Genomic DNA, 24,666 nt, shown 5'->3' with positions numbered 1-24,666 from the left:
GAAGCGGAGCAACGGCATCGTCGGAAAGCTCGGCGCATTCCCGCCTTGCCCTAGAGCATGATCAGCTGTGAAACATCTGAGGTATGACTAGCCACCTTGCGGGCGAATGTGCTAGAAGGCCCAAGCAGGAGGGGTCGTATGATGTATTGCGGTTGGGTTACATGGCATCGCCGACCTTGACGCTTGTGAATACATCTGAGGATTATGTGCAGCACATCGTCGCTCCTACCCTGGAGATAGCCCATGTCGGCTCGATTCATGCACCTGTCCCGCCCTAGATCCACGCGACGTGGCCCCGTGAAGTTCGCGGGCCTGGTGTTCGCCGGGGTCCTGGCGTTGAGCGCCTGCGGAGCGGGCGAGACCGCGGACACGGCCGCCGCCGCGAAGCCCAAGATCGACGCGCCGGAGATCAGCGCGAGCCTCTCGCCGATGGATCAGGCCGAGGCGTACGACAAGGCCGTGGGCAAGGCGTCCACCAACTACAAGATCGCGGCCCTCAACACGTGTTCCGACCTGAACGCCTGGTGCCAGGCCATGTCCAAGTACCAGAAGGAAGCGGCGCAGAAGTACGGGATCACCCTTGAGGTGTACGACGCGGCGTTCGACCCGGCCAAGCAGCTTCGGCAGGTGCAGGACGCCATCGCCAAGGGCGGCTACGACGGGTTCATCTTCCAGCCGGTCGCCGCGGCCCCGGGTTGTCAGATGATCAAGCTCCTGCTCGACACCGGCCTGCCGGTGCAGCAGGCCAACAGTCCCGTATGCCAGGACAAGGACTACCACGAAGGCACCACCGGAATGGTGGCCACCAGCACCGAGGCCTACTACGGCAAGTACCTCGAGCACATCTTCGACTCGTGCGACGGCAAGCCGTGCAAGGCGGCTGTCATCGGTGGCGTGGCCGGCCAGGACGGATGGCGTCGGCTCCAGGCAGCCATCAAGGACACGTCGGCGAAGTACCCCAATGTGGAGATCGTCGTCGAGCAGCCCGCGGACTACGACCCCAACAAGGCACTGCGCATCACGCAGGACGCGCTGACCGCCCACTCCGACGTCTCCGTCATCATCTCGGCGTACGACGAGATGTCCCGGGGAGTCCTGCAGGCGCTCGGCGACGCCGGACGCAAAGTCGGTAAGGACGTCAAGCTGTTCAGCATCGGGGGCACCCCGTACGGGCTGTCGCAGGTGAAGGAGGGCAACTTCACCGCGACCGTGCAGTCCGACCCCAAGCCCGAAGGCTGGTTCTCGATCGTTGAGCTGGTCCGCGCCCTGGACACCGGGCAGCAGACGAAGGGCTGGTCCAGCACCGGCGACTGGGACGGGATCAAGGACGGGCCGGGCAGCGAGATCCTGACCGTCGAGAACGTCGACCGTTACACCCCGAGCTACGGATGAGCGGCGCGACCGAATCCGGCGCGACCGCCCTGGAGGTGAACGGGTGCTCGAAGACCTTCCCGGGGGTCAGGGCGCTAACCGACGTCTCCATCGCGGTCGATGCCGGAGAGGTACGCGGGCTGGTGGGCCAGAACGGCGCCGGCAAGTCGACGCTGATCAAGGTGATCTCCGGGGCCGAGCACGCTGACAGCGGGACCGTTTCGGTCAACGGGCAGCTGCTCGCGCCGGGCGTGGCCGCGCACCGCGATGCGGGAATCGCGGTCATCTACCAAGATCCTGGAGTCGTGCCCGCGCTCTCCGCGTGCGAGAACGTCTTCCTCGGCGACCTGCCGACCCGTGGGCCGTTCGTCGACCGCGGTCACATGCGGGCGCGGTTCGAGGAACTGTGCCGGGAGTTGCAGGTCTCGATCGATCCGTCTGCTCGCGCGGCGAGTCTCTCGCTGGGAGATCGCCAGCTCATCGAGATCATGCGCGCGATTCGATCGGCGTCGACAGTGCTGATCCTCGACGAGCCCACCAGCGCCCTGCCGGAGGAGGAGCGGGTCAGGCTGTTCGAGGTGATCACGAGGCTCAGTGGAGCCGGCCTCGCGGTGGTGTTCATCTCCCACGACCTCGACGATGTGCTCGACGTCTGCGACACGGTGACCGTGCTGCGCGATGGCGGCCTGGTGTGCACCAAGGCGGCGTCGAGCATGACGCGGGACGACCTGGTGACCGCGATGACGGGCCAGACGATCGAATCCGCGCCACGCTCGGTGACCGATCGGTCGATGGGCGCCGAGGTCCTCCAGATCACCGACCTGACGACCAGGTCGGGCGCCGATCAGGTGGATCTCCGGGTGCGCGCCGGTGAGATCGTCGGCCTGGCGGGTCTTCTCGGCTCCGGCCGTTCCGAGATCCTGCGCGCCATCGCCGGAGCCGACCGCGTTCAGTCAGGCCAGATCTCGTTCATGGGCGAAGAGGTGGCCTGGCCCAGGTCGGTACGTGAGGCCAAGAGCCTGGGCATCCACCTGGTCGCGGAAGACAGGCGTAGGTTCGGCCTGGTCGGCGGCGAGAGCACCACCATGAACGTGGCACTCGGCGGTTTCGACCGGCGACGCTGGTTCGGACACGTTTCCCGGTCAGCCGAGATGCGAAGCCAGCACGAGGTGCTCCAGCATGTCGGCTACCCCATGGGCAGGGAATCCCAACCGGTCAGGAACCTCTCGGGAGGCAACCAGCAGAAGGTTCTGCTGGCCCGGCTCCTCGCACTGAAGCCCAGGGTCGTCCTGCTCGACGAGCCCACTGCGGGCATCGACGTGCAGGCCACGGCCCAGATCCTCGACCTTGTCCGCGGCCTCGCGAGCGAGGGGGCCGCGGTCATCGTCGTGATTTCCGACTTGCAGGAGCTCATCCACGCCTGTGATCGCATCAATGTCGTGCGAAGCGGCCGCATCGTGGGCCAGTTCTCCTCCGAAGCCGTCACGGAGTCGGACATTTTGCACTTGGCGTTCGCCCAACCAGCCTGAAAGTGATCCATGACCACCGAAAGACTTGCCCCCACACAACCAACCTCTGGGAAACGAAGCGCTGTCCGAGCCACGACCTGGCTGCTCGACCACGCGGTGGTCGCGCTCCTGGTGGTCATCGTGCTCGCGCTCGCCGTGCTCAGCCCCTCCTTCTTCACGGGGGCCAACCTGGCCAACCTCACCGGCCAGTGGGCGGCGGTCGGTGTTCTGGCCATCGCCGCGACGTATCTCATCATCGCCGGTGGATTCGACCTGTCGATGGGTGCGACATTCGCCTTCTGCGCCGTGGTCGCGGCCGGGGTCGGCACCCAGTATGGAACGATCCCGGCCTACGCAGCCGCCATCGCCGTGGGCTGCGTCGTGGGGCTGGTGAACGGTCTGATCGTACGGCTCGGCCGGATCAACCCGTTCGTGGCGACCTTGGGCACCAGCTTCATCATCACCGGCATCGGCTTCGCCATCACCAATGCGCAGCCCTTCTACATCTACGATGGTTCGTTCCAGTGGCTGGGCAGCGGGCGACTGTGGACGATCCCCTACTCGGGGGTGCTGCTGCTCGTCCTCCTCGTCATCGCCGGCCTGGTGCTGTCCAAGACGGTGTTCGGAAGATCTCTCTACGCCATCGGCGGTAACGAGGAGGCGTCCCGCCTCGCCGGGTTGAGGGTCGACCGGACGCTGATCACCACGTACATGCTCTCGGGGCTCGCGGCGGCCGTCGCCGGCATCATCTCCGCCTCCCAGCTCGGCGCGGGTCAGATGACGACCGACATCTCGATCCTCTTCGACGCGCTGACGGTGGTCATCATCGGCGGCACGTCGCTGTCCGGCGGGGTGGGGGCCATCTGGCGTACGGGCATCGGCCTGGCCATCCTGGCCTGCCTCGGCAACGGATTCACGCAGCTGAACCTCTCGTCACACCTGCAGGACATCATCACCGGACTCATCGTCCTGGCCGCGTTGGGCCTGGACCGACTGCTCACGACCTATCGCAAGAGGGGAATGGAGGTGTGACCGTGGAAACTCAGATTCACGGGCACGTCGCGCCTGGATTCGAGCGCGTTCGCACCCAGTTCGAGCGGAACTTCGCCGTGCTGGGCGAGGTGGGGGCCTCGGTGGCGGTTCATCACCGGGGATCACTGGTTGTCGACCTGTGGGCGGGGAGCGCGGGCGACGGGCGGGCCTGGGAGGAGCGGACCATGGCGCCGGTCTTCTCCGTGTCGAAGGGGATAGCCGCCATCGTTCTCACGTACCTGGCGTCCCGTGGTGACCTCCGCATCGACGCGCCCATCGCCGAGGTCTGGCCGGAGTTCGCGCAGAACGGGAAGGCGGGCGTCACCCTGCGGCACGTGCTGTCGCACACCGCGGGCCTGCCGTGGTTCGACGGTTCCAGTGAGATCGTCAGCTTCGACTCCATCGAAGGCTGGGCCTCACGTGATCACGTGGAGGACTGCATCGCCAGGCAGGCGCCGCTGTGGGAGCCGGGGACCCAGGTGGCGTACCACTCCTTCACCTACGGATGGATCGCCGACGCCGTCGTCCGCCGGGCCACCGGCCGGACGATCGGTGAGGTGCTGGCACAGGATCTCGCCGGTCCACTGGACGCGGACTTCGCGATCGGCTATCGCGGAGACCCTGGTCGCGTGGCCGAACTGGTTCCGCCGAAGCACATCAGCGACACCCGCAAGGCGGACACCCAGGGTGATGCCGCGCGGGCGATGTTCTACGGCCCGGAGGCAAGGCCCATGTGGGAGATCGCGGGCATGCCTTCCTACTGGGCTCTCGGCGGTTGCGCCGCCGGAGGCGTCGGCAACGCGCGCGGCATCGCGCGCCTGTACTCCTTGCTGACCACGAGCCAGGAAGAGGGCGGTCTGATCCCCGAGGCGAGCGTGGCCGAGCACACCCGGGAGCAGTTCTCCGACCGGGACCGCGCCTTCGGCTTCTGGTCCCGTACCGGACTCGGCTTCGGCCTGGCCACCGATGACGGCATCTCCTACGGCCCGTTCGTCAATGCCGCAGGGTTCAGCGGGATGGGCGGGGCGCTCGGCTTCGCCGATCGCTCCCGTGCGGTCACCTTCGGGTACGCGATGAATCAGATCAGGCTGGAGACCTACGGGAACGTGTCCACCGTGGCCGCCCTGCTCGACGCGCTCGACCAGTGCGTCGACTGATCACGCCGGTCCGCGGGTTTTCCCGCCCGATCGCTTGATCGGGCGGGATCTCGTCGCCACGGCGACGACACTGCGCGGACGTCAGCAGCCGCCGGCCAAGCGATTGACGAGGGTGTCAGCCGAGGGACAGCCCTGCGGCCGGAGTCACCCGGGCGGCCCGGCGTGCCGGGAGAACAGCGGCGAGGAGTCCGGCCAGGGCGGCGATGAGGCCGACGACGCCGAGTGACAGCCAGGGGACTCGCATGGTGGCGTCGCTGAGAGCCCGCGTCACGAACGTCTCGTAGCCGACCCAGGCGAACCCGACGCCGATCACGGTGCCGAGCAGAGTGGCCACCACCGACAGCAGCACCGCCTCGGTCGCCAGCATCCGCCGCAACTGCCAGCGGGTGAGCCCGAGCGCGCGCAGCATCGCGTGTTCGCGGGCGCGTTCGAGCACGGACAGCCCCAGGGTGTTCGCGATCCCGATCAGGGCGATCACGACGGCGATGCCGAGCAGGCCGAGCACTGACCAGGTGAGGATTCCCAGCTGTTGGTCCAGCGACTCCCAGGTTCGCAATCCGTTCTCGATCGTCGCGCCGACCGGATCCGCCAGCTCGTCCAGGTCACTGCCGAGTTGAGCCGGGTCGGCGCCGGAGGAGGCGCGGATCCAGATGGCATGCGGCTCGGGGGCGTCGGTGAGCATGGCCAGCGTCTCGGGCGCGACCACGCCCGCCGGGCCCCAGCCGGTGCCGACGGCGACCTGCAACTGGGCTCGCCGGTCGCCGACGCGTACCGTGACCCGGTCACCGGGCCGGAGACTCAGGTCCTTGCCGAAAGCCTCGGAATCGACTCTGATCTTCCCCGGCTCGACCCGGGCGAACGCCCCGCCGTCGCGGGCCACGTGCTCCGCGGCCGGCGCGGTGACAACCGGGATCGGTTCGTCGAGCCCGGCCACCCGGGCCACGGCGCCGTCCACTGGAATGGCCCGCTCCACGCCGGGAGTGCGACGTACCCGGTTGAGGAGGTCAGTGGTGACCGGCTCCTCGGGCGAGGTGAGCGCGACATCGATGGGGTGGTCCCTTCCGATGTGCTCATCCAACGTCGAACGCCACGTGTCCATCCCGGTGAGTACGGCGGTCGTCAGGGTGACGCCGACCAGCAGGGAGGCGGTGGTGGTGGCGGTCCGGCGCGGATTGCGCACAGCGTGCTTGGTCGCCAGCCGCCCGGCGGGGCCGAGCAGCGCGCCGGTGATCCGGACCAGGCGGGGGACGAGCACCGGCCCGAAGAGAAGCACCCCGGCGAACGCCGATCCTCCGCCGGCCAGCATGAGCGCCGTACTGTCCTGGATCATCGCCACTCCGAGCAGGACCAGACCGATGACCAGGAGGAGCGCGGCGAGCGCCAGCCGCACCAGGCCGGTGGCCGTGTGTACGTCGACCGCGGCGTCCGGGCGCAGCGCCGCCAGCGGGCTCACCCGGACCACCCGCCGGGTCGGCAACCAGGACGCGACCATGGTGACCACCAGGCCGACGGTGAACCCGCCCAGCAGCCAGAGCGCGGGCAGCTCGGCGGCGCCCATCGGGGCGGTGGGCGCGAGGGCGTTGACCAGGGCGATCAGCCCGTAGCCGAGACCGACGCCGGCCAGTGTCCCGGTCAGCGACGCGAGCACCCCGACGGCGGCCGCCTCGCGGCGTACCGAACGCACCACCTGCCGCCGCGTCGCGCCGATGCAGCGCAGCAGTGCGAAGTCGCGAAGTCGTTGCGCGAACAGGATGGAGAACGTGTTCGCGATGACCAGGACTGAGACGAAGAGCGCGATGCCGGCGAACAACAGCAGCATCACCGACAAGCTGTTCACCCTGTTCTGGACATAGGTCAGCCGTTCCGCGGCGAACTCCTCCGGCGACTGCGCCTTCGCGCCTGCCGGGAGCTGACCTACCTCCCCGCGCACCGCCACCGAGCCCAGATGGAGATGGTCGCGCCACTGCAGCAACTGCGGCCAGGTGACGTACATCGAGGCCTGGGCCGTGGGCGAGGGCGACTCCACGAGACCGACCACTCGTACGTCGGTCGCGGCGGCGCCCTCGCCGATCCGAACCCGGTCGCCGACCGCGATGTCCTCGGCCAAGGCGAGATACACGTCCACCACCGCCTCGCCCGTGCCTGCTGGGAAGCGACCCGAGCTGAGCTCCTGCCAGCGCCACTCCTGCGAGGTGGCGATCGGCCCCACGGTCGTTTCGGAGAGCCGCCGGCCGCCCGCGCGCGCCGGCAGCGCCGCCCGGCCGATCGCGGAGGCGTTCTCGCCGTGACGCTCGGCGAAGGCGATCACGGCCTCCGAGTCCAGCTCGGACGAGGGCCATCCCGCCGGCGAGACCACCTGGTCGGCATTGCGGTACGGCGCCCCCAGGCCGTCCATGAGCCCGCTGTGCGCCCCGGACGTGAGCACGCCGACCACGACGACGAAGGCGACTCCGACGGTGACCGCGATCGCCGCTGCGACGTACCTGCGGATGTGGGTGCGCAGCGACGCGAGGAAGACGGTACGCATCAGGCGATCCGCCCGTCCTGCATGGTGACCACGTAGTCGGCGTACGTCGCCGCGTCCCGCTCATGGGTGACCATCACGACGGTCTGGCCGAGCTGGCGCGCCGACCGGCGCAGGTGATCCAGCACCTCCGCCGACGTGGTGCTGTCCAGGTTTCCGGTGGGCTCGTCGGCGAACAGCAGGTCCGGCTGGGTGATCAGGGCCCGGGCGATCGCGACCCGCTGCTGCTGGCCGCCGGACAGCTCGGCGGGCCGGTGGCCGAGCCTGTCGGCCACGCCGAGGGTTTCCGCGAGGATGTGCGCGCGCTCGCGCGCCGCGTCGTCGATCCGGCGACCGCCCAGCTCAAGCGGGAGCACGATGTTCTCGCCCGCGGTGAGCATCGGCAGCAGGTTGAACGACTGGAACACGAAGCCGACGTGCTCGCGGCGGAAGATCGTGAGCGCGTCGTCGTCGAGTGATCCGAGGTCGGTGCCGGCCACGGTGACGGTGCCGCCACTGGCCTGGTCGAGTCCGGCCAGGCAGTGCATCAGCGTGGACTTGCCCGACCCGCTCGGCCCCATGATCGCGGTGAACCTGCCTCGTGGGAGGTCGAGGTCGATGCCGCGCAGGGCATGCACCTGGGCATCGCCCTGGCCGTAGGTCTTGGTCAGGTCCCGCGCGCCGGCGGCCACGGTTTCCTGGGTGGCTCGCTGGGGGGTGTTCGTCATGGCGTAGAGGCTTCCGGTTGACGGCTGGAGTCGTTCGGGGATCGATCGTCGGAGGTCGACCATGCCCGTAGTCAAGGCGGCGCAGTGTTGCCGGCACGTATGAGGTTTTCGATATGCCGGCGATATGCGCCAGCTCGTAGCCTCAAGAGCATGCGTGTGTTGATCGTCGAGGACGAGCCCTACCTGGCAGAAGCCATCCGCGATGGCCTGCGCCTGGCAGCGATCGCCGCCGACATCGCCGGTGACGGTGACACCGCTCTGGCACTGCTGAGCATCAACGCCTACGACCTCGCCGTCCTCGACCGCGATATCCCCGGCCCCTCCGGCGACGAGATCGCCGAACGCATCGTCGCCTCTGGCAGCGGCATGCCGATCCTCATGCTCACCGCTGCCGACCGGCTCGACGACAAGGCCTCCGGGTTCGAACTCGGCGCCGACGACTACCTCACGAAGCCGTTCGAGCTCCGAGAACTCGTGCTCCGTCTCAGAGCACTCGACCGCAGGCGCGCGTACAGCAGGCCGCCCGTGCGAGAGATCGCAGGTCTGCGGGTGGATCCGTTCCGCCGCGAGGTCTACCGCGACGGCCGTTACGTCGCGCTCACCCGGAAGCAGTTCGCCGTGCTCGACGTCCTCGTCGCTGCCGAAGGCGGTGTCGTCAGCGCCGAAGAACTCTTGGAGCGAGCGTGGGATGAGAACGCCGACCCCTTCACCAACGCCGTGCGCATCACGGTCTCGGCACTGCGCAAACGCCTCGGTGAGCCTTGGATCATCACCACGGTGCCCGGCGCCGGATACCGCATCGACACAGCACCCGGCACCGGACGTGAGGAAGGAGACCGTGGATAGAGCGCCCAGGTTGAGCGTTCGCCTCAAACTCACCCTCAGCTACGCCGGATTCCTCATGCTCGCCGGCGGCTTGCTGCTCGCGGCGGTGTGGGTGTTCCTGCGTGTCGACGGTGCGATCAGGACCACCGCGGGGATGGTTCCCAAGCGCTTCATCCTCCTGCGCGACTTCGCGCCGGCCGCGGGCACGGTGCTGGTCTTCCTGCTGGTGTTCGGTCTCCTGGGAGGGTGGATTCTGGCCGGACGCATGCTCGCCCCGCTGACCCGCATCACGGACGCGACACGCATGGCCGCGAACGGGTCACTCTCCCACCGGATCCGGCTACGGGGCCGCAGAGATGAGTTCCGCGAACTCGCCGACGCCTTCGACACGATGCTCGCACGGCTCGAAGCACACGTCGCCGAACAGCAGAGATTCGCAGCCAACGCCTCTCACGAACTGCGCACCCCGCTGGCGATCTCGCAGTCACTTCTCGACGTGGCCCGCAATGATCCGGCACACGACCACGGCGAACTCGTCGACCGGCTGCACTCCGTCAACGCCCGAGCGATCGACCTCACTGAGTCGCTACTCGTGCTCAGCCGCGCTGACCAGAGGTCCTTCACCCGAGAATCTGTGGACCTGTCCCTACTCATGGAAGAGGCCACCGAAACACTGCTCCCGCTCGCCGAGAAACGCGGTGTCACCATCCATACCTCCGGTGACATCACCCCGGCTATCGGGTCGCAAGCGCTCCTGCTGCAGATGACGACGAACCTTGTGCACAACGCCATCGTGCACAACCTGCCCGAACAGGGCACCGTGTGGGTCAAGACCAGCGTCCGCCCCGAGACCGTGGTGCTCACCGTCGAAAACAGCGGCGACAAGCTGTCCCCGCGATTGGTCTCGACACTCACCGAACCGTTTCAGCGCGGCACCCGAAGAATACGCAAGGACCACGCGGGCGTCGGCCTCGGCCTGGCAATCGTCAAGAGCATCACCCAAGTACACGGCGGATCGCTCACCATCGTCCCGCGCCCTGCGGGCGGACTCCGTATCGTCGTTCAACTGCCCACCCCACCACCGCAGTGACGCGGGAGCTGCCGGCCGCCGGGGACAAGGTGCTGGTGCGGTCATGGACGCCTCATGATGCTGATCAGAAATGGGGCGGCAAGGCAGCCCGGACCGGGCCGGACCGCCGCTCCCGGGTGCCCGCCGCGCCGCGGCCCTGGGCCGTTTAAGGATTGGCGGCCTGCCGTTGACGCTCCGTAGGATGCCGATCATGGCTTGTCGCATTATCGGACCACGCGAAGGGTTCGGCGGATTGCAGCCGACTCTGATCTTCAGCCCCACTACCGAGCCCAAGGCGGGCAAGCTGCGGCTGCACTTCGACGTCAACGCCACCGACCGCGATCAGGACGCCGAACTCCAACGGCTCCTGAAGCTCGGGGCGCGCCCGGCCGACATCAGCCAGACCGGCGAGGAGCCCTGGCACGTCTTGGCCGACCCCGAAGACAACGAATCCTGTCTTCTGCGAGCCCGCCTGAGCTGAGCATCGGCCCGCACCGGCAAACGACCCCTATGTGAGGACTTCGCGCGCATGACGCCGCCTGCTCTTTAGACCTGACACCTTCCCTGCGCATCGGTCGCCGACGACGCCGTCGGCTCTGTTTTCCGTGCTCTTCGTCAGGTCTTCAGAGAGATCATGTCTTCACATCCTCATATCGTGCTGCCCTGGGCGGTGCGGCGCACCCGCCTGCCTCTGCTCGCCCTCCGGTGCGTGGACTGCCCTTCCGGTCGCGCCACCATCGGCAACGGCAAATTCCGCGTCAACGCCAACGGCAAACTTCTCGACGTCTGGCTCCTGGTCAACTGCGTTTCCTGTGGCCGGACCAGCAAGCTCACCGTCCACGATCGCGTCCCGGTCCGCTCACTGCCCGCCGGCCTTCTGGCCGGTTACTCGGCCAACTCGCCTTCCCTCGTCGTGGACACCCTTCTCGACCCGTTGATCGCCCGGCGCAACCGGTTCGCGCTCGATTGGGACGGGTCCTGGGAACTCCACGCGCCTCCCGTTCCCGAGGATTCGTGGCCCCTTCAGATCACGGTCACCTTCGACGATCCCGTGCCGGTCCGTCCCGAACGACTCATCGCTCATGGATTAGGCATCAGCCGTACTGAGATCGCTCACAGAGTAAAGATCGATATCCCACTGAACCGCAGGACGAAACTGGATTTCTCATTCGTCCTGGTGTGGTCGGTTCAGTAGGTCTCGGTGGAGAGCGTCGGTGCGACGCTCTCCACCGAGGCAGTTCCAGAGACGGCGGCACCTGGACGTTCATCACCCACCACGCCCGCGTGCTGATCGCGATCGCTCGCGCTCCAGAGGCACGGATCCGCGACATCGCTGTCACGCTGGGCATCACTGGCTATGTACGTGAGTTGCGGAGGCGTTTGTTGCTGAGGCAGGGAAGGCGGCTTCGTGTGGTGAGGGGTGATGTCGCCGAGTTTTTGACGGCAGTGGGGTTCTTGCGGTGGGAGAGTCGGTGTGCTTCTCCCGCTTGGGGCCCATGCGCATATCGGCGACCAAGGTCGAGCTGTATACGGCGATTCGCAACGTTTGCCCTGTCCGCTACCGGCACCTCGGGGCGATGTCCCCCGTCGATATGTCCGCGCGTTCGGGGGCACGGCCAGCGCGGCCAACGCGACTTTGAGCCGTCGTTCTGTCGCGAGGGAGCGGCCAACGTGCCAGGATAAATCACGTCAAGCCGTAACTCGCGTGGGCCGGTATCGCAGGGCGACCGCCCCCGACCGGAACTCACGGCGGTCCACGGGCTCGAGCTGGATGCGCTCGCGCAGACCGGCGAGCAACGTCGGCCCGTGTCCGGCAAGGACCGGCTGCACAAGGAACTCGTACTCGTCGATCAGTCCCAGATCTGCCAACGCCAGGGGGAGCGTCACGCCACCCACCCACAGGCCCTCGCCTGACTCCTGCTTGAGCCGCTGAACCGCTTGCCCGAAGTCGCCTCGCACCAGCTCGGCATTCCAATCGACCGCGCTCAGCGTGCTCGACACGACGTACTTCTTCGCCCGGTCGATGGTCTCGGCGAACGGGATCTGCCACTCATCCATCCAGTCAGGCCACGTGTCCGTGGCCGGCTTCCGCCACGCCGACTCCATCATCTCGTAGGTCACCCGGCCGAATAGCAGGGCATCGGCTCGCTCCATCTCGGCGGTCCAGTAACGCATCGACTCCTCGTCCGGGGGGAGCCCTGCCTCGTGATGGCAGCAGCCGTCGAGCGTGACGTTGATCGAGTATCGAAGTGGTCTCATCTCGTTGCTCTCCCTTGATGCGCGCAGCGCGTTTTCACCGGACGTCTACTTAGACGACTGTCGGCGCCATTTCTCATCGGCGCCCGATCCCACCTGCTCAACACCGTCGTGATGCGAACCAGACCGCAGACCGAGCGCGCGACCGATTCGGGCGCTCGGGGCGTTCAGGTTCGCAACGGAGGCTGGGCTGCCCGTCGGTCTGCTGATCGCCATCTTCACCAGGCACGACTTGGGACCGCACTCGGACCGGCCGTGCTCAGCCGAATAGCCGCGTCGGAGTCACCAGGTGACACATCGCTCGCATGATCAACAGCGACGGCGAGGTTCAGCAACACCCTCTCAGGACTGGCCGCAGGTCGCGGGGCAGAACGTGACCTCGGGGTAGCGCGAGGACGGCTTGTCCAGGAGGGGCTGCCGCTTGGACTTCAGGTGCTGGTCGAGGAAGGCCGCCACGTAGGTGCGGGTGAGCTCGGCGGCGCGCGTCGCGGGCAGAACGCCGTAGGCGGGCGTGATGCCGAAGGTGCCGGCCATCAGCGGGCCGTCGGTGAAGGACTGATGTTCCGCGCCCGACAGCACGAGCCAGCGCTTCCACCCGGTCAGCAGCTTCCAGTCGCGCTCCCACGAATGGTCGCGACCGCCGGGGACGTGTTGCGGCGAACCCAGGAACATGAACGGCCGGGAGAACCCGCTCGTGGGGATGCGGGCGTAGGTGGTGCCGTCCATGTCGATGCCGGCGCGCACGCGGGAGTCCTTCACCATGGTCGCCATGGCACTGGCCCCGCCGATCGACTGGCCTGCCATCGCAATTTTGGAGCGGTCGATCAGGTCAGAACCGTTCCATTTCGATGGCAGCTGATCGAGCACGAAGGAGACGTCGGCCGCCCGTCCCGCGACCACCCCCGTGCCGAAGCCCGGGTCGGTGTCGCTGTCGCAGGCGAGGCATTCGGCGACCCGCCCGCCGGGAAAGGACGTGGCGTAGCTCTCGTAGGTGTGGTCGATCCCGGCCACCACGTACCCTCGGCTGGCCAGGTCCTCGGCCAGGGACGTGAGAGTGCTCATCGGATTGGTGAAGCCGGGGGAGAGCACCACCAGCGGAAGCTTGCGCCCTGCGGGTTCGGCGTCTTTGATGGCGTTCGTGCGCGTCTTGCTCAGCGTGTCGTCCGGGACGCCCATGATCCCATAGCGCCTCATGGCGAGCTCCGATTCCTTCGGCGTCATGTACGGCGCCCGCTGCCCGTCTCGCTGCTCTGTCGGATACCACAGGGTGACCTTGAGCTCCCTGGCGTCGACGTCGAGGTTCCAGGGATCGGGGCGGGAGGTGTCCTTCAGATACAGGGCGGTGGTGCCGACCGGATGGGCGCCGGTGGGGACGGGCAGGGTGGCAGGGCCGGTCGGCGTGGCCGACGGGGCGGCGGACCGGGGCGGCGTGGGCGCGGAGCAGGCGGACGCGGCCAGGACGACCAGTCCCGCGGCGACTGCCAGGAGGTGTCTCATCGAGAGGTCCCTTCACCGGTTCAGCAAGGTCAGGGCCTTGGCCAGCGCGGGGTCGCGCCCGGCGGCCGCGTCCTTCGGGGTCAGGGGCACGTGGTGGTCGGGCGGCACGCCGACCCGGTCGATCACCTCGCGATCGGGCCCGAGGTGGTGCCTGGTCGGGAAGCTCAGCGTGGTGTTGTTGCTGAGCAGGTACGGCTGCGCAGGGCCGGAGATGACGCCGGCGGTTCTGGTGCCGACCAGCCGGCCGAGGCGCAGGTCCTTGACCGCGGAGCTGAAGTGCTCGCACGCCGAGGCGCAACTGCGGTCGGTGAGCACCATCAGCGGCAGGTCGACCAGCTCGACGGTGTCGTCGGTCCGCGAAGTCGCGCACTTGCCGTCCACGGTGCACTGGTAGGCGGTGACCTTGCCGTGGCCGAACGCGCTCACCAGCCGGGTCGCCTCCACGGGGCTGCCGCCGCCGTTGCCGCGCAGGTCCAGCACGACGCCGGACAGGGTCCGGCCGGTACGCAGCCTGGAGATCGCCTTGAAGACCCTGTCCGCGGCGTCTGGAGCGAACCCGCGCAGCCGTACATAGGCGATGTCGTCGTCCAGCAGCTTCGACTGCACCATTTGCAGGGCGGCCAGATCCCGCTGGTAGAGGCCGGGCTTGAGCGTCACGCTCCAGCGGCGGCCGGTGCTCTGCCGCAGGAGCCGTAACCGGACCGGGCGCGCCTCCGGGTACCCCGGGTAGAGGGCGGCGATCGCGGGAGTGGCCTTCCCGTCGATGAAGGGCGCCGATCCGTTGACCGATTCGATGATGTCGCCCGGGCGCAGCCCTGCCGCTTGCGCCGCGCCGCCCTGCACGGTGGTGACGAACAGCGGGGGGAGGGCGACGCCGGGGTTGCCGTCCACCTGTGGGCCATTGACGTTCGCCTGGAAACCCAGGCCGTAGCCGTCGCCGTCGTAGTAGTCGGGTGGCCGCTTGACGCCCTGCGCCCAGCGGGCGTGGTTGTCATCGAGGCCGGCCACGATGGCTTCGAGGGTGACGACGGCCAGCTTGTCGCGAAGGTCGGGGACCTGATCGGTGGTCTTGCGGTAGGCGGCCTCGAAGGCGGTCCAGTCGGTCTTGCGGTCACCGGTCAGCGCGGGCATGGTGGCGTCGGGCACGTCGCGGCCATTGCGGTTGAGCTCTTGGGTCAGGGCGGCGAATCCGGCGCTCAGCAGCGAGCGGGCGTCCAGCGTGGCGCCGCTGTAGTAGTTGCCGAGGATGCAGAAGTAGGCCTGCTCGATGACGTCGATCGTGGTGGCCGTCTCCGCCCCGGGAGCTCCCCGGGGCGCTGCGCAGACCGTACTGGCTGCCGTGCTCGCCTGGCCGCGCGGCGGCGGCGGTGCCGTGCAGCCCGCCGCCGTCGCGAGGGCGAGCCCGGCGGCCGCGATCCTGATGATGGTCATGACAGGCGCCTGCGGATCCACCAGAAGCAGAACCCGGTCAGGCCGAGGGTGAGCAGGGAGTAGATCCCGGTCTCGATCCACTGGAAGGGCCAGAAGCGCTCAAGGGGCTGGTAGGTCGCCTGCTGCCGATAGCCGAGCCGGTTGATCTCGACAATGCAGCCGCCCCCGCCGGCCGCCGACGGTGCGCAGGGGCCCGACGTGGTGGAGATCTTGGCGGCGCCTTCGCCGCCGGTGCCGAGCGTACGCCCGGACGGATCGAGCAGGTTGGCGGACAGGACCCAGGCGCCCGCGTGGCCGGGAACGGCCGATTTTAGTTGAATCTCCACATATCCGCCTCGGTCCCGGTTTATCCCGATGCCGTCCACGTTCGTCTTGCCGAGCTCGAAGGTCGCTGTGATCGGGGGCATCAGGTGGGGCCGGACCAGCAGCGGCATGGCGAGCTGGATCGCGGCGAATACGGCCAGGGTGAGGGCCATGGCGGGCAGCGTGCGGCGCACCAGCATGCCCACGGTCACGCCGAGGACGAAGGTGAAGGCCGCGTACCCCATCGGGGCGATGCCGCGCGCGCCGAACACCAGGGGAGCCATCAGGGCCAGGTTCTCAACGGCTGATTTGTCCAGAGGGCCGGACCACCAGGTCACCATGAGGCCGCACAGGCCGGCGAAGGCCACGGCGGTCAAGCCCATCAGCCCGAGCTTGACCGCCAGCCAGCGGGTGCGGGAGATGCTCTGGTTCCACACCATCAGGTGCGTGCCCGCCTCCAGCTCGCGGGTGATCAACGGTGCTCCCCAGAAGAGCCCGGCGAGGGCGGGCAGGAGCAGCACGACGAGGGTCAGGGCCGTGAACGAGGTCTCGTGCCCGTCGAAGAATCGGTCGTAGAAGCGGTCGCACGTGTTGTCCTGCGTGCAGGCGGCGATCCCGGCGGAGTAGTCGGCGGCCAGGCCGGGACCGGTCAGGGCCAGGGCGGTGGCGAGGATGACGAGCAGGGCGGCCATCGTCGCGGCCGAGCCGCGGAACTGGCGCCAGGTCAGCCAGATCATCACCGCACCTCCAGGGCGACTCGCCGGTTCTCGGCGGTGCGCTTCTCCATGTAGGCCAGGACGAGGTCCTCCAGGCTGAGCTGGGTGACCGTCCAGGCGGGGTCGTGGATCGGGGCGTCGGTGCGGATCACGTACGTGCTCTGCCGGTCGGTGTGGCGTGCGGAGACCACGTGCTGGCCGGCGGGGAGCCGGTCGGGATCGCGGCGCGGGCCGGTGAGCCGGTGATGGGTGGCCAGCAGCTGGTCGACCTCCTCGGCCACCTGGACGCGGGAGTCGACGAGCACGATCAGGAAGTCGCACACCCGTTCCAGGTCGGAGACCAGGTGGGAGGAGAGCACCACGCTGAACTCATGCTCGACCGTGGCCTCCATCAGCCCCTGCAGAAACTCGCGGCGGGCCAGCGGGTCGAGCGAGGCGACTGGCTCGTCCAGGATCAGCAGCTGCGGCCGCTTGGCCAGGCCCAGGGTGAGGGCGAGCTGAGCACGCTGGCCGCCCGACAGTTTGCCTGCCCGCTGGGCGGGATCGAGACCGAGTTGCGCGATCCGGTCCCGCGCCATGGCGGCGTCCCAGCGGGGGTTGAGCCGGGCTCCCAGCCGCAGGTGATCGGCGACGCTCAGCCCGGCGTAGACGGGGGTGTCCTGGGCGACGAACCCGACCCTGGCCAACTGCGCCGGGCCGCTGGCGGGACGGCCGCCCAGCACGGTGATGCCGCCCGCCGTCGGCTCCAGCTGGCCGGTGGCCAGCTTCAGCAGCGTCGTCTTGCCGGCTCCGTTGGGACCCACCAACCCCACGACGTGGCCCGCCGCGATGTCGATGGTGCACTCACGCAGCGCCCAGCGCTTGCCGTATTTCCTGCCCAGTCCCTGGGCCTGTAGGACAGCGTTCACGCTATGTCCTCCTGAGCGGTGGTCCGAAAGGTGGTCATGAAGAGGGCCTCGATGCTTTCGTCGTCAAGGCCGGCCCGGCGGGCCTTGGCCAGCCAGCGCCGCAGTTCCAGCCGCAGCGGGCCGTGCGCGGCCAGTGAGGCGTTGGTGAGCGTCGCCGTCACGAACGTCCCCACCCCTGGCCGGGCGGCGACCAGGCCCTCGTGCTCGAGTTCCCGGTAGGCCTTCAGGACGGTGTTGGCGTTGATCGCCAAGTGCGCCACGACCTCCTTGACGGTCGGCAGCTGGTCGCCCTCGCGCAGCACACCGAGCCGCAGCGCATGCCGTACTTGCTGGACCAGCTGCAGATACGGCGAAACACCCGACCTGCCGTCCAGATGGAACTCGATCACCGGCTTCTCCATTTAACTAGCCTGCTAGTACTTTAGAGTCCCAGATGTTAAAGGATCATAAGGAGAGCTGTGCGGGCCTCGCCCGAAGCGGTCCATCGCTCATTCGGCGAGACAGCGGAGGCCTATCTGCGCTCAGCCGGAATCGGCGAGTCATCCCAACCGGCATCGCCGCCGAAGGCGCGACCGCTCCTCGGCGGCAAGCTGTAATCCGAGGCGCCCGGGGTTCGCCGCGTTCGAGGCCGTGTCACGGATCCGTGGCCCGCCGGGCGCGCAGCTTGTGGCGGTTGCAGCACTGTTCGCGCCATCCGAATCCGGCGGCGATCACTCGGCAGACTGCCGCGCCTTTGCGTTCTCAGCGCCGAAGGCTTGCAGGAAGGTGTGGGCGGCGGCGCGGGCGATCTCCTGCAGTTCGGTGTCGTCGATCTGGCGGGTGCCCATCTGGGAGCGCGCCTCCAGCGGGCCGATGAGCAGGGCCAGGAAGTGTTCGGCGGCCTGATCGGGGTTGGTGGCGTGTAGGCGGCCGGCGAGGATGAGCCGCGCCAGCCGGTCGGCGAGCGCCTGGCTGAGACGATGCGGACCGCTCTCGACGACGATGTCGAGGATGTCAGGGAAGTGCGTGAGCTCCGCGTAAAGCAGGCGCCGCAGTGCGCACGAGCGGTCGTCGGCGTGCAGGCGCACCAGATGGTGGCCGACCTCTTCCATTGTGGTGCGGAGGTCGGGGCCAGGCTCGGTGAGTGGCTTCAGCGCGGCGAGTCGTTGGTCCAACACGCTGTGGGCGGCGGCCTGCATCGCGTGCCGGAAGAGGGTCGCCTTGTCGGTGAGGTGGTTGTAGACCGTGGGTTTGGCCACACCGGCCTCATCGGCGATCTCCTGAACGCAGGCCTGGGCGTAGCCACGTCGGGCGAACACGGTGAAGGCGCCATCCAGGATCGCCAGCCGTTTGTCGATGCGTCCGCGTGCGGTAGCCATGTCTCGATTGTACCGGTCGGTTCAACCATGTGAACGGGTGAGTTGCACTGGATTCACCAGATAACTACTTTGAACCCATGAGTTCAATCTCTCCGGCTGATCGCCTGGATCGGCCACTCCTGGCGTTGATCGGCGTAGTCCTGCTCGGCGGCTTGCTGGGCATCCTCAACAGCACGATGGCCGCGGTCGCCACCAAGACACTGGCGAGCGCCCTGGATGCCTCGCTCAGCACGGTCGGCTGGGCCTCCACCGGCTTCCTGCTCGCCGTCACTGCCACCATCCCCTTCACCACCTGGGCAGTCGACAGGTACGGCGGACGGCGGCTGTGGCTGGCCGGTCTGGCGGTGTTCATCGCCGGATCGCTGGCCGCCGGACTGGCCTGGAACGCCGGCAGCCTGATCGCCTTCCGCACCCTGCAGGGCTTCGGCGCCGGGGTGCTCGACCCGCTCGTACTGATCCTGCTGGCCCGCGCGGCCGGACCGGCGCGCGCAGGGCGCGTCATGGGGCTCATGGGCGTGGTGCTGTCCCTCGGCCCGGTCCTGGGACCGATCGCCGGCGGCGCCGTCCTGGGCGGCCTTTCGTGGCGGTGGATGTTCCTGCTCAGCGTGCCCGTTGGCCTGATCGCGTACCTACTGGCCGTACGCGTGCTGCCCGCGGAGCCACCAGCCGGACGGCACTCGGCGGTCCGGCTCGACGTCCTGGGGCTGGCCCTGCTCGCGCCGGGGTTCGCCGCGCTGGTCCTGGCCCTGTCGCAGACGGCCGAGCACGGGGCGCTCACCGCCTGGCAGGCTCTGCTGCCGCTGGCCGGAGGCATCGTGCTGATCACCGGCTACGTCCTGCGCGCGCTCGGCTCCCGCCGCACCCCGCCGCTGATCGACGTACGGCTGTTCGCCGGCCGAGGCTTCACCGCCAGCGTCACCATCATGGGCCTGGGCGGGCTGGCCAACTTCGCGACCCTGTTCGCGCTCCCGCTGTACTACCAGCAGGCACACGGCCACGGCGTGCTCGCCGCCGGTCTGCTGATGGCACCGGTGGGCCTGGGCGGCGCCATCGCCATGCCGCTGGCCGGACGGCTGTCGGACCGCGTCGGAGCGCGTGGCCTGGCCGCCGGCGGCGCGCTCGTGGCCGGGCTCAGTGCCCTGGCCTTCACCCGGATTGACGCCGCCAGCAGCCAGGCGTGGCCGGTGCTGGCGGCGCTGACCATCGGCCTGGGCATGGGTTGCTTCAGCGCGCCGACGATGGGCTCGCTGTACCGGAGCCTGCCCGGCCCGCTGGTCGCGCAGGGCAGTTCGGTCCTCTACATGCTCAACCAGCTCGGCGCCGCACTCGGCATCGCCCTGGTCACCCTCATCCTGCAGACCTCCACGGACGTGATCGCCGGCTTCCACAGTGTCTTCTGGCTCGTCAGCGCGCTCATCGCGGCCGTGCTCGCCGCGACCCCGCTACTGCCCGGCCGCCCCCACACGCCAGCCGCCCACCCCGACCCCTACGGCTGTTGTACGGCTGTCAAAGGCGCAGCCCGAGGGGCGCCGCTGCCACGAGGCCGCCGTCGATGACGAGATCCTGACCAGTGATGTACGACGCGTCGTCCGAGGCCAGGAAGGCGACGGCAGCGGCGACATCGTCCGGGTGGCCGAGCGAGCCGAGCGGCACCTCCGCCGTGATGCGGGTCTCCGCGCCGGGGTCGATGACGGACCGGTACATCTCGGTCTCGATGTAGCCGGGGCTGATGGAGTTGACGCGGATGCCACGTGGCGCGAGGTCGGTGCCGAGCGTGCGGGCGAGATTGTGCACGGCAGCCTTGCTGGCGGCGTAGATCGAGGCCGCAGGGAGGCCGCGGTGCAGGGTCCAGGATGCGTTGATGACGACGGCGCCTCCGTCGCCCATCAGCGGCAGCGCCTTTTGGATCGTGAAGAACACTCCCTTGAAGTTGATTCCGACGGTGTGGTCGAAGTCCTTCGGGGTGAACTCTGGCCTGAAGTCCGCGATTCCGGCATTGGCGAAGACCGCGTCGAGGGCGCCGCGCCAGGTCTCGACGCGCCGCACGAGGAGATCGAGGTCGGCGTCAACGCTGACGTCCGCGCGGACGGGCAGGACCCGCTCGGAGCCCAGGCGTTCTGCCGCGGTGTCGAGGCGGGCCTGGTCGCGGCCGGTGATGACGACGTACGCGCCCTCGTCGAGGAGTCTGCGCGCGGTCGCGAAGCCGATGCCGCTGGTGCCGCCGGTGATCAAAACTGTTCTGTTCGTGAATCGCCTCATGCCGACGATCCTCGAGCGGTGCGAGCTTACGCGGCAGTGCTGGCTGAACCTGGGTCTGACACCACCACCAAACGCTCCAGCAGCGCCTCCGTTCCCGTCCCGGGTGCGGGGGTGTGCAGCGACAGGCGGTGGCCGGGCAGTTCGGGCAGCGGCAGGGTGGTGGCCTCGAAGGTCAGTGTCCCCAGGCCGGCGATCTCCAGGGCCTTGGTGCCGTGAGTGGGGCCGCCCACGGGGAGTCCCGCCCAGATCTCGGCGAAGGCAGGGCTCGCGGCGTACATGTCCGCGGCCAGGCGGCCGAATTCGGGATCGTCCGGGTAGCGGGCGGCGTCCGCCCGGAACAGGCCGATCATCGCTCGCGCCGCGTCGTGCCAGTCCACGACCGCCGCACGGTAGCGGGCGTTGGTGAAGAAGCTGACCAGGCAGTTGTGGTCGTACTCGTTGCACTCGAATACGATCTCCGCCGCGCGGTTGACCGCGAGGACGTTCCAGTGCCGGTCGATGACGTACGCGGGCCGCGGCAGCCAGCCCTCCAGCAGTCGCCGCACGGCATCGGGGATCCGTCCTTCGGACGGCGCCGGCTGCGGCGGGTTGAGGCCGGCGAGCAGGTACAGGTGCTCGCGCTCCGCGGGCTCCAGGCGCAGCACCCTGGCGATGGCGTCCAGGACGTCGGCGGAGACGTTGATGTCGCGTCCCTGCTCGAGCCAGGTGTACCAGGACACTCCTACACCGGCGAGCACCGCCACCTCCTCCCGCCGCAGCCCGGGCGTACGGCGGCCTTCGCCTGCCGGCATGCCCACGTCAGCGGGCATCACCCGGGCTCGCCGCGACCGGAGGAACGCGCGCATCTCGGAACTGCGCCGCTGCCGCGCCTCTGTGGAGAGCCGGGAAATGCCCATCAGGTCATGCTATGTCGTGATCAACAGACCTCGTCTGTACGGCGCGTCCACGCGCGTCGCCGCCCAGGGGTGCTACCGACCGGGCCAGCACCCGACGCGACCGAACCGAACCCTTCTGCCTCAAGCGAAGGGCCTTCGGACAACCCTTGAAGGGGGCTCCTGACCTGCATGTCAAAGTCCTCTCGCCCCTCATCCGTGATCAGGGCCCACACGGTTGAAGGCAGATGGATCTTTGCTGGATCGTCACTGGGGCATGTACGTCACCGCCACGGGGGCATTCCATCCAGCCTCGGCCTGAGGCCAGTTTCGGCATGGCGCTCAAGTCCGACGGCACCGTCCGCGTGTGGGGCGAGAACGACTACGGCCAGCTCGGCGATGGCACCACCGTCGAGCGCCACTCACCCCGGGCGATCTCGCTGTCCCAGATCTCCACGCTGTCGGCGTGTGAGAACCACACTCTGGCCCTGTCTGGAGGCACGAACGAACTGTTCGCCTGGGGCCGCAACAACCAGGGCCAGCTGGGCGACGGCACCATGACTGCGCGCCCCAAACCCCACCAGGGTGCTGGGCAACCTGCACGGCCTGGTCGCGGTGGCCGCCGGGGGGCAGCACAGCATGGCCTTGGGCGCGACCGGCTTCGTCGTGACGTGGGGCTCGAACGCCTATCTCCAACTCGGTATGCCGGGCCACCGCCGACTGCGCCATCACGGTATCCGGATCGCGCAGGACCGACCGCACCGGCTCGGCTTCGTCCTTCTGGCGGACATCCGCCAGCTCCCGCAGGTAACGGTCTCCCAGTCGTGGCCAGAAGTCGGCGACCGCGGGTGTGTGGCCGTCATGTTGCCGGGCCGCTTGACCCTGACGCAGGGTCAAGCTTTCAGCATGGTGGCATGACCACGGAAACCAGTGCGATCGAGGTCGCCGGGCTGTACGACGAACACAACAATGATGGAGAGCGGGCGGAGAGAGGCGACAGGACGATGCGGCACTTCACCATCCACCACGACGGCGTCGCGATCCCGGTGTCTCGCGAGGGCCGGGGACGACCGCTGGTCCTGTGCCCTGGCCTGAACTCGACCCAGGCCGACCTGCGTGAGCTGACCGAGCTGCTGCGGCGCGACCACGACATGGTGACCTTCGACCTGCGGGGCCATGGCCTCACCACGGCCGCCGACCGGTACTCCTTCGAGGCGTTCCTCAGCGATCTCAACGCGGTGATGGCGGAGCTGAGAAACCGCGACATGCCCGCGGCGCCTGTGCTGGTGGGTTACTCGCTGGGCGCTGACCTGGCCGTGCACTATGCCTCGGAGCATCCTGGCATGGTCGCCGGGCTTGTTCTCATCGACGGGGCGAACCCGGTACCCGAACCGTTCATTACCGAGGCCGTCCTGCCGGAGTTCCGCGCCATGTGGGAGGACATGGCGGCGCAGCAGGGGGCCAAGCGGGGCACCGCGCGTCAGGTGCTGCTCACCGCCCAGGAGATTCTCGACTTGAACCTCGAGATCGATGTGATCCGGTCCGGAATCCTCGACCGGTTCAGGACGATCGACCGGCCCATCAGCGTGATCATGTCGACCTCGATGGCCGGCGACAGCGGCGAAGGACCCGCGCCTCGGTTCAACCGGAACTGGCGTGCAGGCGTCGAGCGGCTCGTCCGCGAGCACCCGCACATCGCCACCACTTGGCTAGACGCCGACCACCAACTGGTCTTCACCCACGCCCCGCAAGTCGCCCGGATCATCCGCGATACAGAGGCGACCTCTTGAGCGGCTCCTGGAGACTGCTCTGATGCTGACGATCGGCGAGCTGGCGTCGTACGCCGGAGTGACGGTCCGCGCGGTGCGGCACTACCACGCCAAGGGGTTGCTGCCGGAGCCGGAGCGGGACCATTCGGGCTACCGCAGATACGACGCCGGCGCCGTGGTCGAGCTGATCAAGATCCGGACCCTCGCTGAGGCCGGGGTTCCGCTGGCGCGGGTACGAGATCTGCTGCGGGCCGGCGAGGAGGAGTTCGCCGCGGCGATCGCGGACATCGACAGGAGGCTGCGGGCGGAGATCCGCGAGCGGCAGCGGCATCGCGAGCGGATCGCCCGCCTCGCCGCCGGGGACCACCTGGTGCTGCCGCCGGAGGTGGTGGGGTATCTCGACCGGCTGCGGGCGCTCGGGGTCGACGAGCGGATCATCCAGGCCGAGCGTGACGGCTGGATCCCCCTGACGGCGCACGCGCCCGAGCGGGTCCCGGAGTGGATGGCACGCAAGCGGGAGCAGCTCGATGACCCGCAGCTCGTCGACTTCTACCTCACCCTGGGCGAGGCTCTCGACCGAGCCGACGACGACCCGCGGCTGGTGGAGCTGGCAGACAAGCTGGCCGCCTACATCACGCGGATGGCCGACGAGCGGGGAGAGGACTATGTCGACGACACCGATATCGAGCTACCGCTCGTCAAGCTGATGGACACGTTGGCGTTCGACACTGTGCCGCCGGCGCGTCGGCTGATCGAACTGCTGCAGCAGCGAGGCTGGACGGGCTGGACCAAGCTTGAGCGCGTGGCCGCTGGCCCATGCGCCGCTGAGGCTCGAGGGAGCGTCAGGTATAAATCTACATTGTAAAGGGCGTCCGTAGGAGCAAAATCTCCCCAATCACCCAAAAAACAAAACCCAGCAACCACCTGCGCAGCACAAACTGAAGGCATCTCCAGCAGTGCCAGCCGGAGCAGCCCGGGGCCGGCTCGCGATCCCACGGGGGTTGCAGTGGGGCGGTGCACCCGGTCAGGCTGCGGCCTGGAGGGCTCGTCGTCATGGGCCGCCTGGACTGATCAGGCTGCGCTTCTGGCGCGGGAAGATTTTCG

At 68.5% G+C, this 24,666-nt stretch carries 23 protein-coding genes and 1 pseudogene; 13 read left to right on the top strand and 11 right to left on the bottom strand.

What is annotated here, in order from left to right; genetic code table 11:
• The first annotated feature begins 297 nt into the window (after positions 1–297).
• Genes AB0I38_RS03705 through AB0I38_RS03690 form a run of 4 tightly spaced genes read left to right on the top strand, consistent with a single transcriptional unit; the run spans position 298 to position 5,068 of the window.
• Complete coding sequence (locus tag AB0I38_RS03705; RefSeq protein ID WP_358461313.1) at positions 298–1,392, top strand: sugar ABC transporter substrate-binding protein; 1,095 nt, start codon at positions 298–300, stop codon at positions 1,390–1,392.
• Positions 1,389–2,900, top strand: a complete 1,512-nt coding sequence (locus AB0I38_RS03700) for a sugar ABC transporter ATP-binding protein (protein WP_358461310.1) — start codon at positions 1,389–1,391, stop codon at positions 2,898–2,900. The genes AB0I38_RS03705 and AB0I38_RS03700 overlap by 4 nt, the downstream gene beginning before the upstream one ends.
• 9 nt (positions 2,901–2,909) lie before the next feature.
• On the top strand, positions 2,910–3,911 hold the full coding sequence (locus AB0I38_RS03695; protein WP_358461307.1) for an ABC transporter permease: 1,002 nt from the start codon (positions 2,910–2,912) through the stop codon (positions 3,909–3,911).
• Positions 3,912–3,913: 2 nt separating this feature from the next.
• The gene (locus AB0I38_RS03690; RefSeq protein WP_358461304.1) at positions 3,914–5,068 is read left to right on the top strand and encodes a serine hydrolase domain-containing protein; all 1,155 of its coding nucleotides are present in this window, start codon (positions 3,914–3,916) and stop codon (positions 5,066–5,068) included.
• Between the two features lie 115 nt (positions 5,069–5,183).
• Here the strand turns inward: AB0I38_RS03690 and AB0I38_RS03685 are convergent, their stop codons facing one another.
• Positions 5,184–7,595, bottom strand: coding sequence for an ABC transporter permease (locus tag AB0I38_RS03685; protein ID WP_358461301.1), 2,412 nt, complete (start codon positions 7,593–7,595; stop codon positions 5,184–5,186).
• Positions 7,595–8,299, bottom strand: a complete 705-nt coding sequence (locus tag AB0I38_RS03680; RefSeq protein WP_358461298.1) for an ABC transporter ATP-binding protein — start codon at positions 8,297–8,299, stop codon at positions 7,595–7,597. The genes AB0I38_RS03685 and AB0I38_RS03680 overlap by 1 nt, the downstream gene beginning before the upstream one ends.
• A gap of 150 nt (positions 8,300–8,449) precedes the next feature.
• Here AB0I38_RS03680 and AB0I38_RS03675 point away from each other — a divergent pair, with 150 nt between their 5' ends.
• The 4 genes from AB0I38_RS03675 to AB0I38_RS03660 all read left to right on the top strand — a co-directional run bounded on the left by AB0I38_RS03675 (position 8,450) and on the right by AB0I38_RS03660 (position 11,388).
• Positions 8,450–9,145, top strand: coding sequence for a response regulator transcription factor (locus AB0I38_RS03675; RefSeq protein ID WP_358461295.1), 696 nt, complete (start codon positions 8,450–8,452; stop codon positions 9,143–9,145).
• Between the two features lie 10 nt (positions 9,146–9,155).
• Entirely contained in the window at positions 9,156–10,214 is a 1,059-nt protein-coding gene (locus tag AB0I38_RS03670) for a sensor histidine kinase (protein ID WP_358461292.1), read from the top strand.
• Between the two features lie 181 nt (positions 10,215–10,395).
• Entirely contained in the window at positions 10,396–10,674 is a 279-nt protein-coding gene (locus AB0I38_RS03665) for a VOC family protein (RefSeq protein ID WP_358461290.1), read from the top strand.
• Positions 10,675–10,848: 174 nt separating this feature from the next.
• On the top strand, positions 10,849–11,388 hold the full coding sequence (locus AB0I38_RS03660) for a DUF1062 domain-containing protein (protein ID WP_358461288.1): 540 nt from the start codon (positions 10,849–10,851) through the stop codon (positions 11,386–11,388).
• Positions 11,389–11,882: 494 nt separating this feature from the next.
• Here AB0I38_RS03660 and AB0I38_RS03655 read toward each other — a convergent pair whose 3' ends face one another.
• The 7 genes from AB0I38_RS03655 to AB0I38_RS03625 form a co-directional block, all read right to left on the bottom strand.
• Complete coding sequence (locus AB0I38_RS03655) at positions 11,883–12,452, bottom strand: dihydrofolate reductase family protein (protein WP_030925166.1); 570 nt, start codon at positions 12,450–12,452, stop codon at positions 11,883–11,885.
• Between the two features lie 339 nt (positions 12,453–12,791).
• Entirely contained in the window at positions 12,792–13,946 is a 1,155-nt protein-coding gene (locus tag AB0I38_RS03650; RefSeq protein ID WP_358461285.1) for an alpha/beta hydrolase family protein, read from the bottom strand.
• A 12-nt stretch (positions 13,947–13,958) separates the two neighbouring features.
• Positions 13,959–15,377, bottom strand: a complete 1,419-nt coding sequence (locus tag AB0I38_RS03645; RefSeq protein ID WP_358461282.1) for a S41 family peptidase — start codon at positions 15,375–15,377, stop codon at positions 13,959–13,961.
• The gene (locus tag AB0I38_RS03640; RefSeq protein ID WP_358461279.1) at positions 15,374–16,417 is read right to left on the bottom strand and encodes an ABC transporter permease; all 1,044 of its coding nucleotides are present in this window, start codon (positions 16,415–16,417) and stop codon (positions 15,374–15,376) included. The genes AB0I38_RS03645 and AB0I38_RS03640 overlap by 4 nt, the downstream gene beginning before the upstream one ends.
• On the bottom strand, positions 16,417–17,304 hold the full coding sequence (locus tag AB0I38_RS03635) for an ABC transporter ATP-binding protein (RefSeq protein ID WP_358461276.1): 888 nt from the start codon (positions 17,302–17,304) through the stop codon (positions 16,417–16,419). Before AB0I38_RS03635 ends, AB0I38_RS03640 begins: the two co-directional genes overlap by 1 nt.
• Positions 17,301–17,693 carry a GntR family transcriptional regulator gene (locus AB0I38_RS03630; RefSeq protein WP_328817308.1) on the bottom strand — a complete coding sequence of 131 codons (393 nt, stop codon included), beginning with the start codon at positions 17,691–17,693 and terminating at the stop codon, positions 17,301–17,303. Before AB0I38_RS03630 ends, AB0I38_RS03635 begins: the two co-directional genes overlap by 4 nt.
• A gap of 321 nt (positions 17,694–18,014) precedes the next feature.
• The gene (locus tag AB0I38_RS03625) at positions 18,015–18,662 is read right to left on the bottom strand and encodes a TetR/AcrR family transcriptional regulator (protein ID WP_358461271.1); all 648 of its coding nucleotides are present in this window, start codon (positions 18,660–18,662) and stop codon (positions 18,015–18,017) included.
• Positions 18,663–18,739: 77 nt separating this feature from the next.
• Between AB0I38_RS03625 and AB0I38_RS03620 the strand changes: the two genes are divergently transcribed.
• Positions 18,740–20,218, top strand: coding sequence for a DHA2 family efflux MFS transporter permease subunit (locus tag AB0I38_RS03620; RefSeq protein ID WP_358461268.1), 1,479 nt, complete (start codon positions 18,740–18,742; stop codon positions 20,216–20,218).
• Here AB0I38_RS03620 and AB0I38_RS03615 read toward each other — a convergent pair.
• Both AB0I38_RS03615 and AB0I38_RS03610 read right to left on the bottom strand, forming a co-directional pair.
• A complete protein-coding gene (locus AB0I38_RS03615) occupies positions 20,169–20,921 on the bottom strand; it encodes an SDR family NAD(P)-dependent oxidoreductase (RefSeq protein WP_358461265.1) in 753 nt (250 codons plus the stop codon). The genes AB0I38_RS03620 and AB0I38_RS03615 overlap by 50 nt on opposite strands.
• Positions 20,922–20,947: 26 nt before the next feature.
• Complete coding sequence (locus AB0I38_RS03610; RefSeq protein WP_358461262.1) at positions 20,948–21,817, bottom strand: helix-turn-helix transcriptional regulator; 870 nt, start codon at positions 21,815–21,817, stop codon at positions 20,948–20,950.
• A gap of 224 nt (positions 21,818–22,041) precedes the next feature.
• Between AB0I38_RS03610 and AB0I38_RS03605 the strand changes: the two are divergent.
• The 4 genes and pseudogenes from AB0I38_RS03605 to AB0I38_RS03590 all read left to right on the top strand — a co-directional run.
• Positions 22,042–22,365: pseudogene (locus AB0I38_RS03605) on the top strand (hypothetical protein); the annotation flags it as partial.
• Positions 22,366–22,378: 13 nt separating this feature from the next.
• Complete coding sequence (locus AB0I38_RS03600) at positions 22,379–22,711, top strand: RCC1 domain-containing protein (protein ID WP_358462263.1); 333 nt, start codon at positions 22,379–22,381, stop codon at positions 22,709–22,711.
• Positions 22,708–23,583 carry an alpha/beta fold hydrolase gene (locus tag AB0I38_RS03595; RefSeq protein WP_358462260.1) on the top strand — a complete coding sequence of 292 codons (876 nt, stop codon included), beginning with the start codon at positions 22,708–22,710 and terminating at the stop codon, positions 23,581–23,583. The genes AB0I38_RS03600 and AB0I38_RS03595 overlap by 4 nt, the downstream gene beginning before the upstream one ends.
• 22 nt (positions 23,584–23,605) lie before the next feature.
• Positions 23,606–24,427 (top strand): MerR family transcriptional regulator, encoded by an 822-nt coding sequence (locus tag AB0I38_RS03590; RefSeq protein WP_358461259.1) that lies wholly within the window; start codon positions 23,606–23,608, stop codon positions 24,425–24,427.
• Positions 24,428–24,666: the final 239 nt, after the last annotated feature.

The sequence above is a fragment of the Nonomuraea cavernae genome, from assembly GCF_040655715.1.
Classification (GTDB): domain Bacteria; phylum Actinomycetota; class Actinomycetes; order Streptosporangiales; family Streptosporangiaceae; genus Nonomuraea; species Nonomuraea cavernae_A.
Note: the sequence above shows the minus strand (reverse complement) of the source record. Positions and strands in the feature narration are given on the sequence as shown.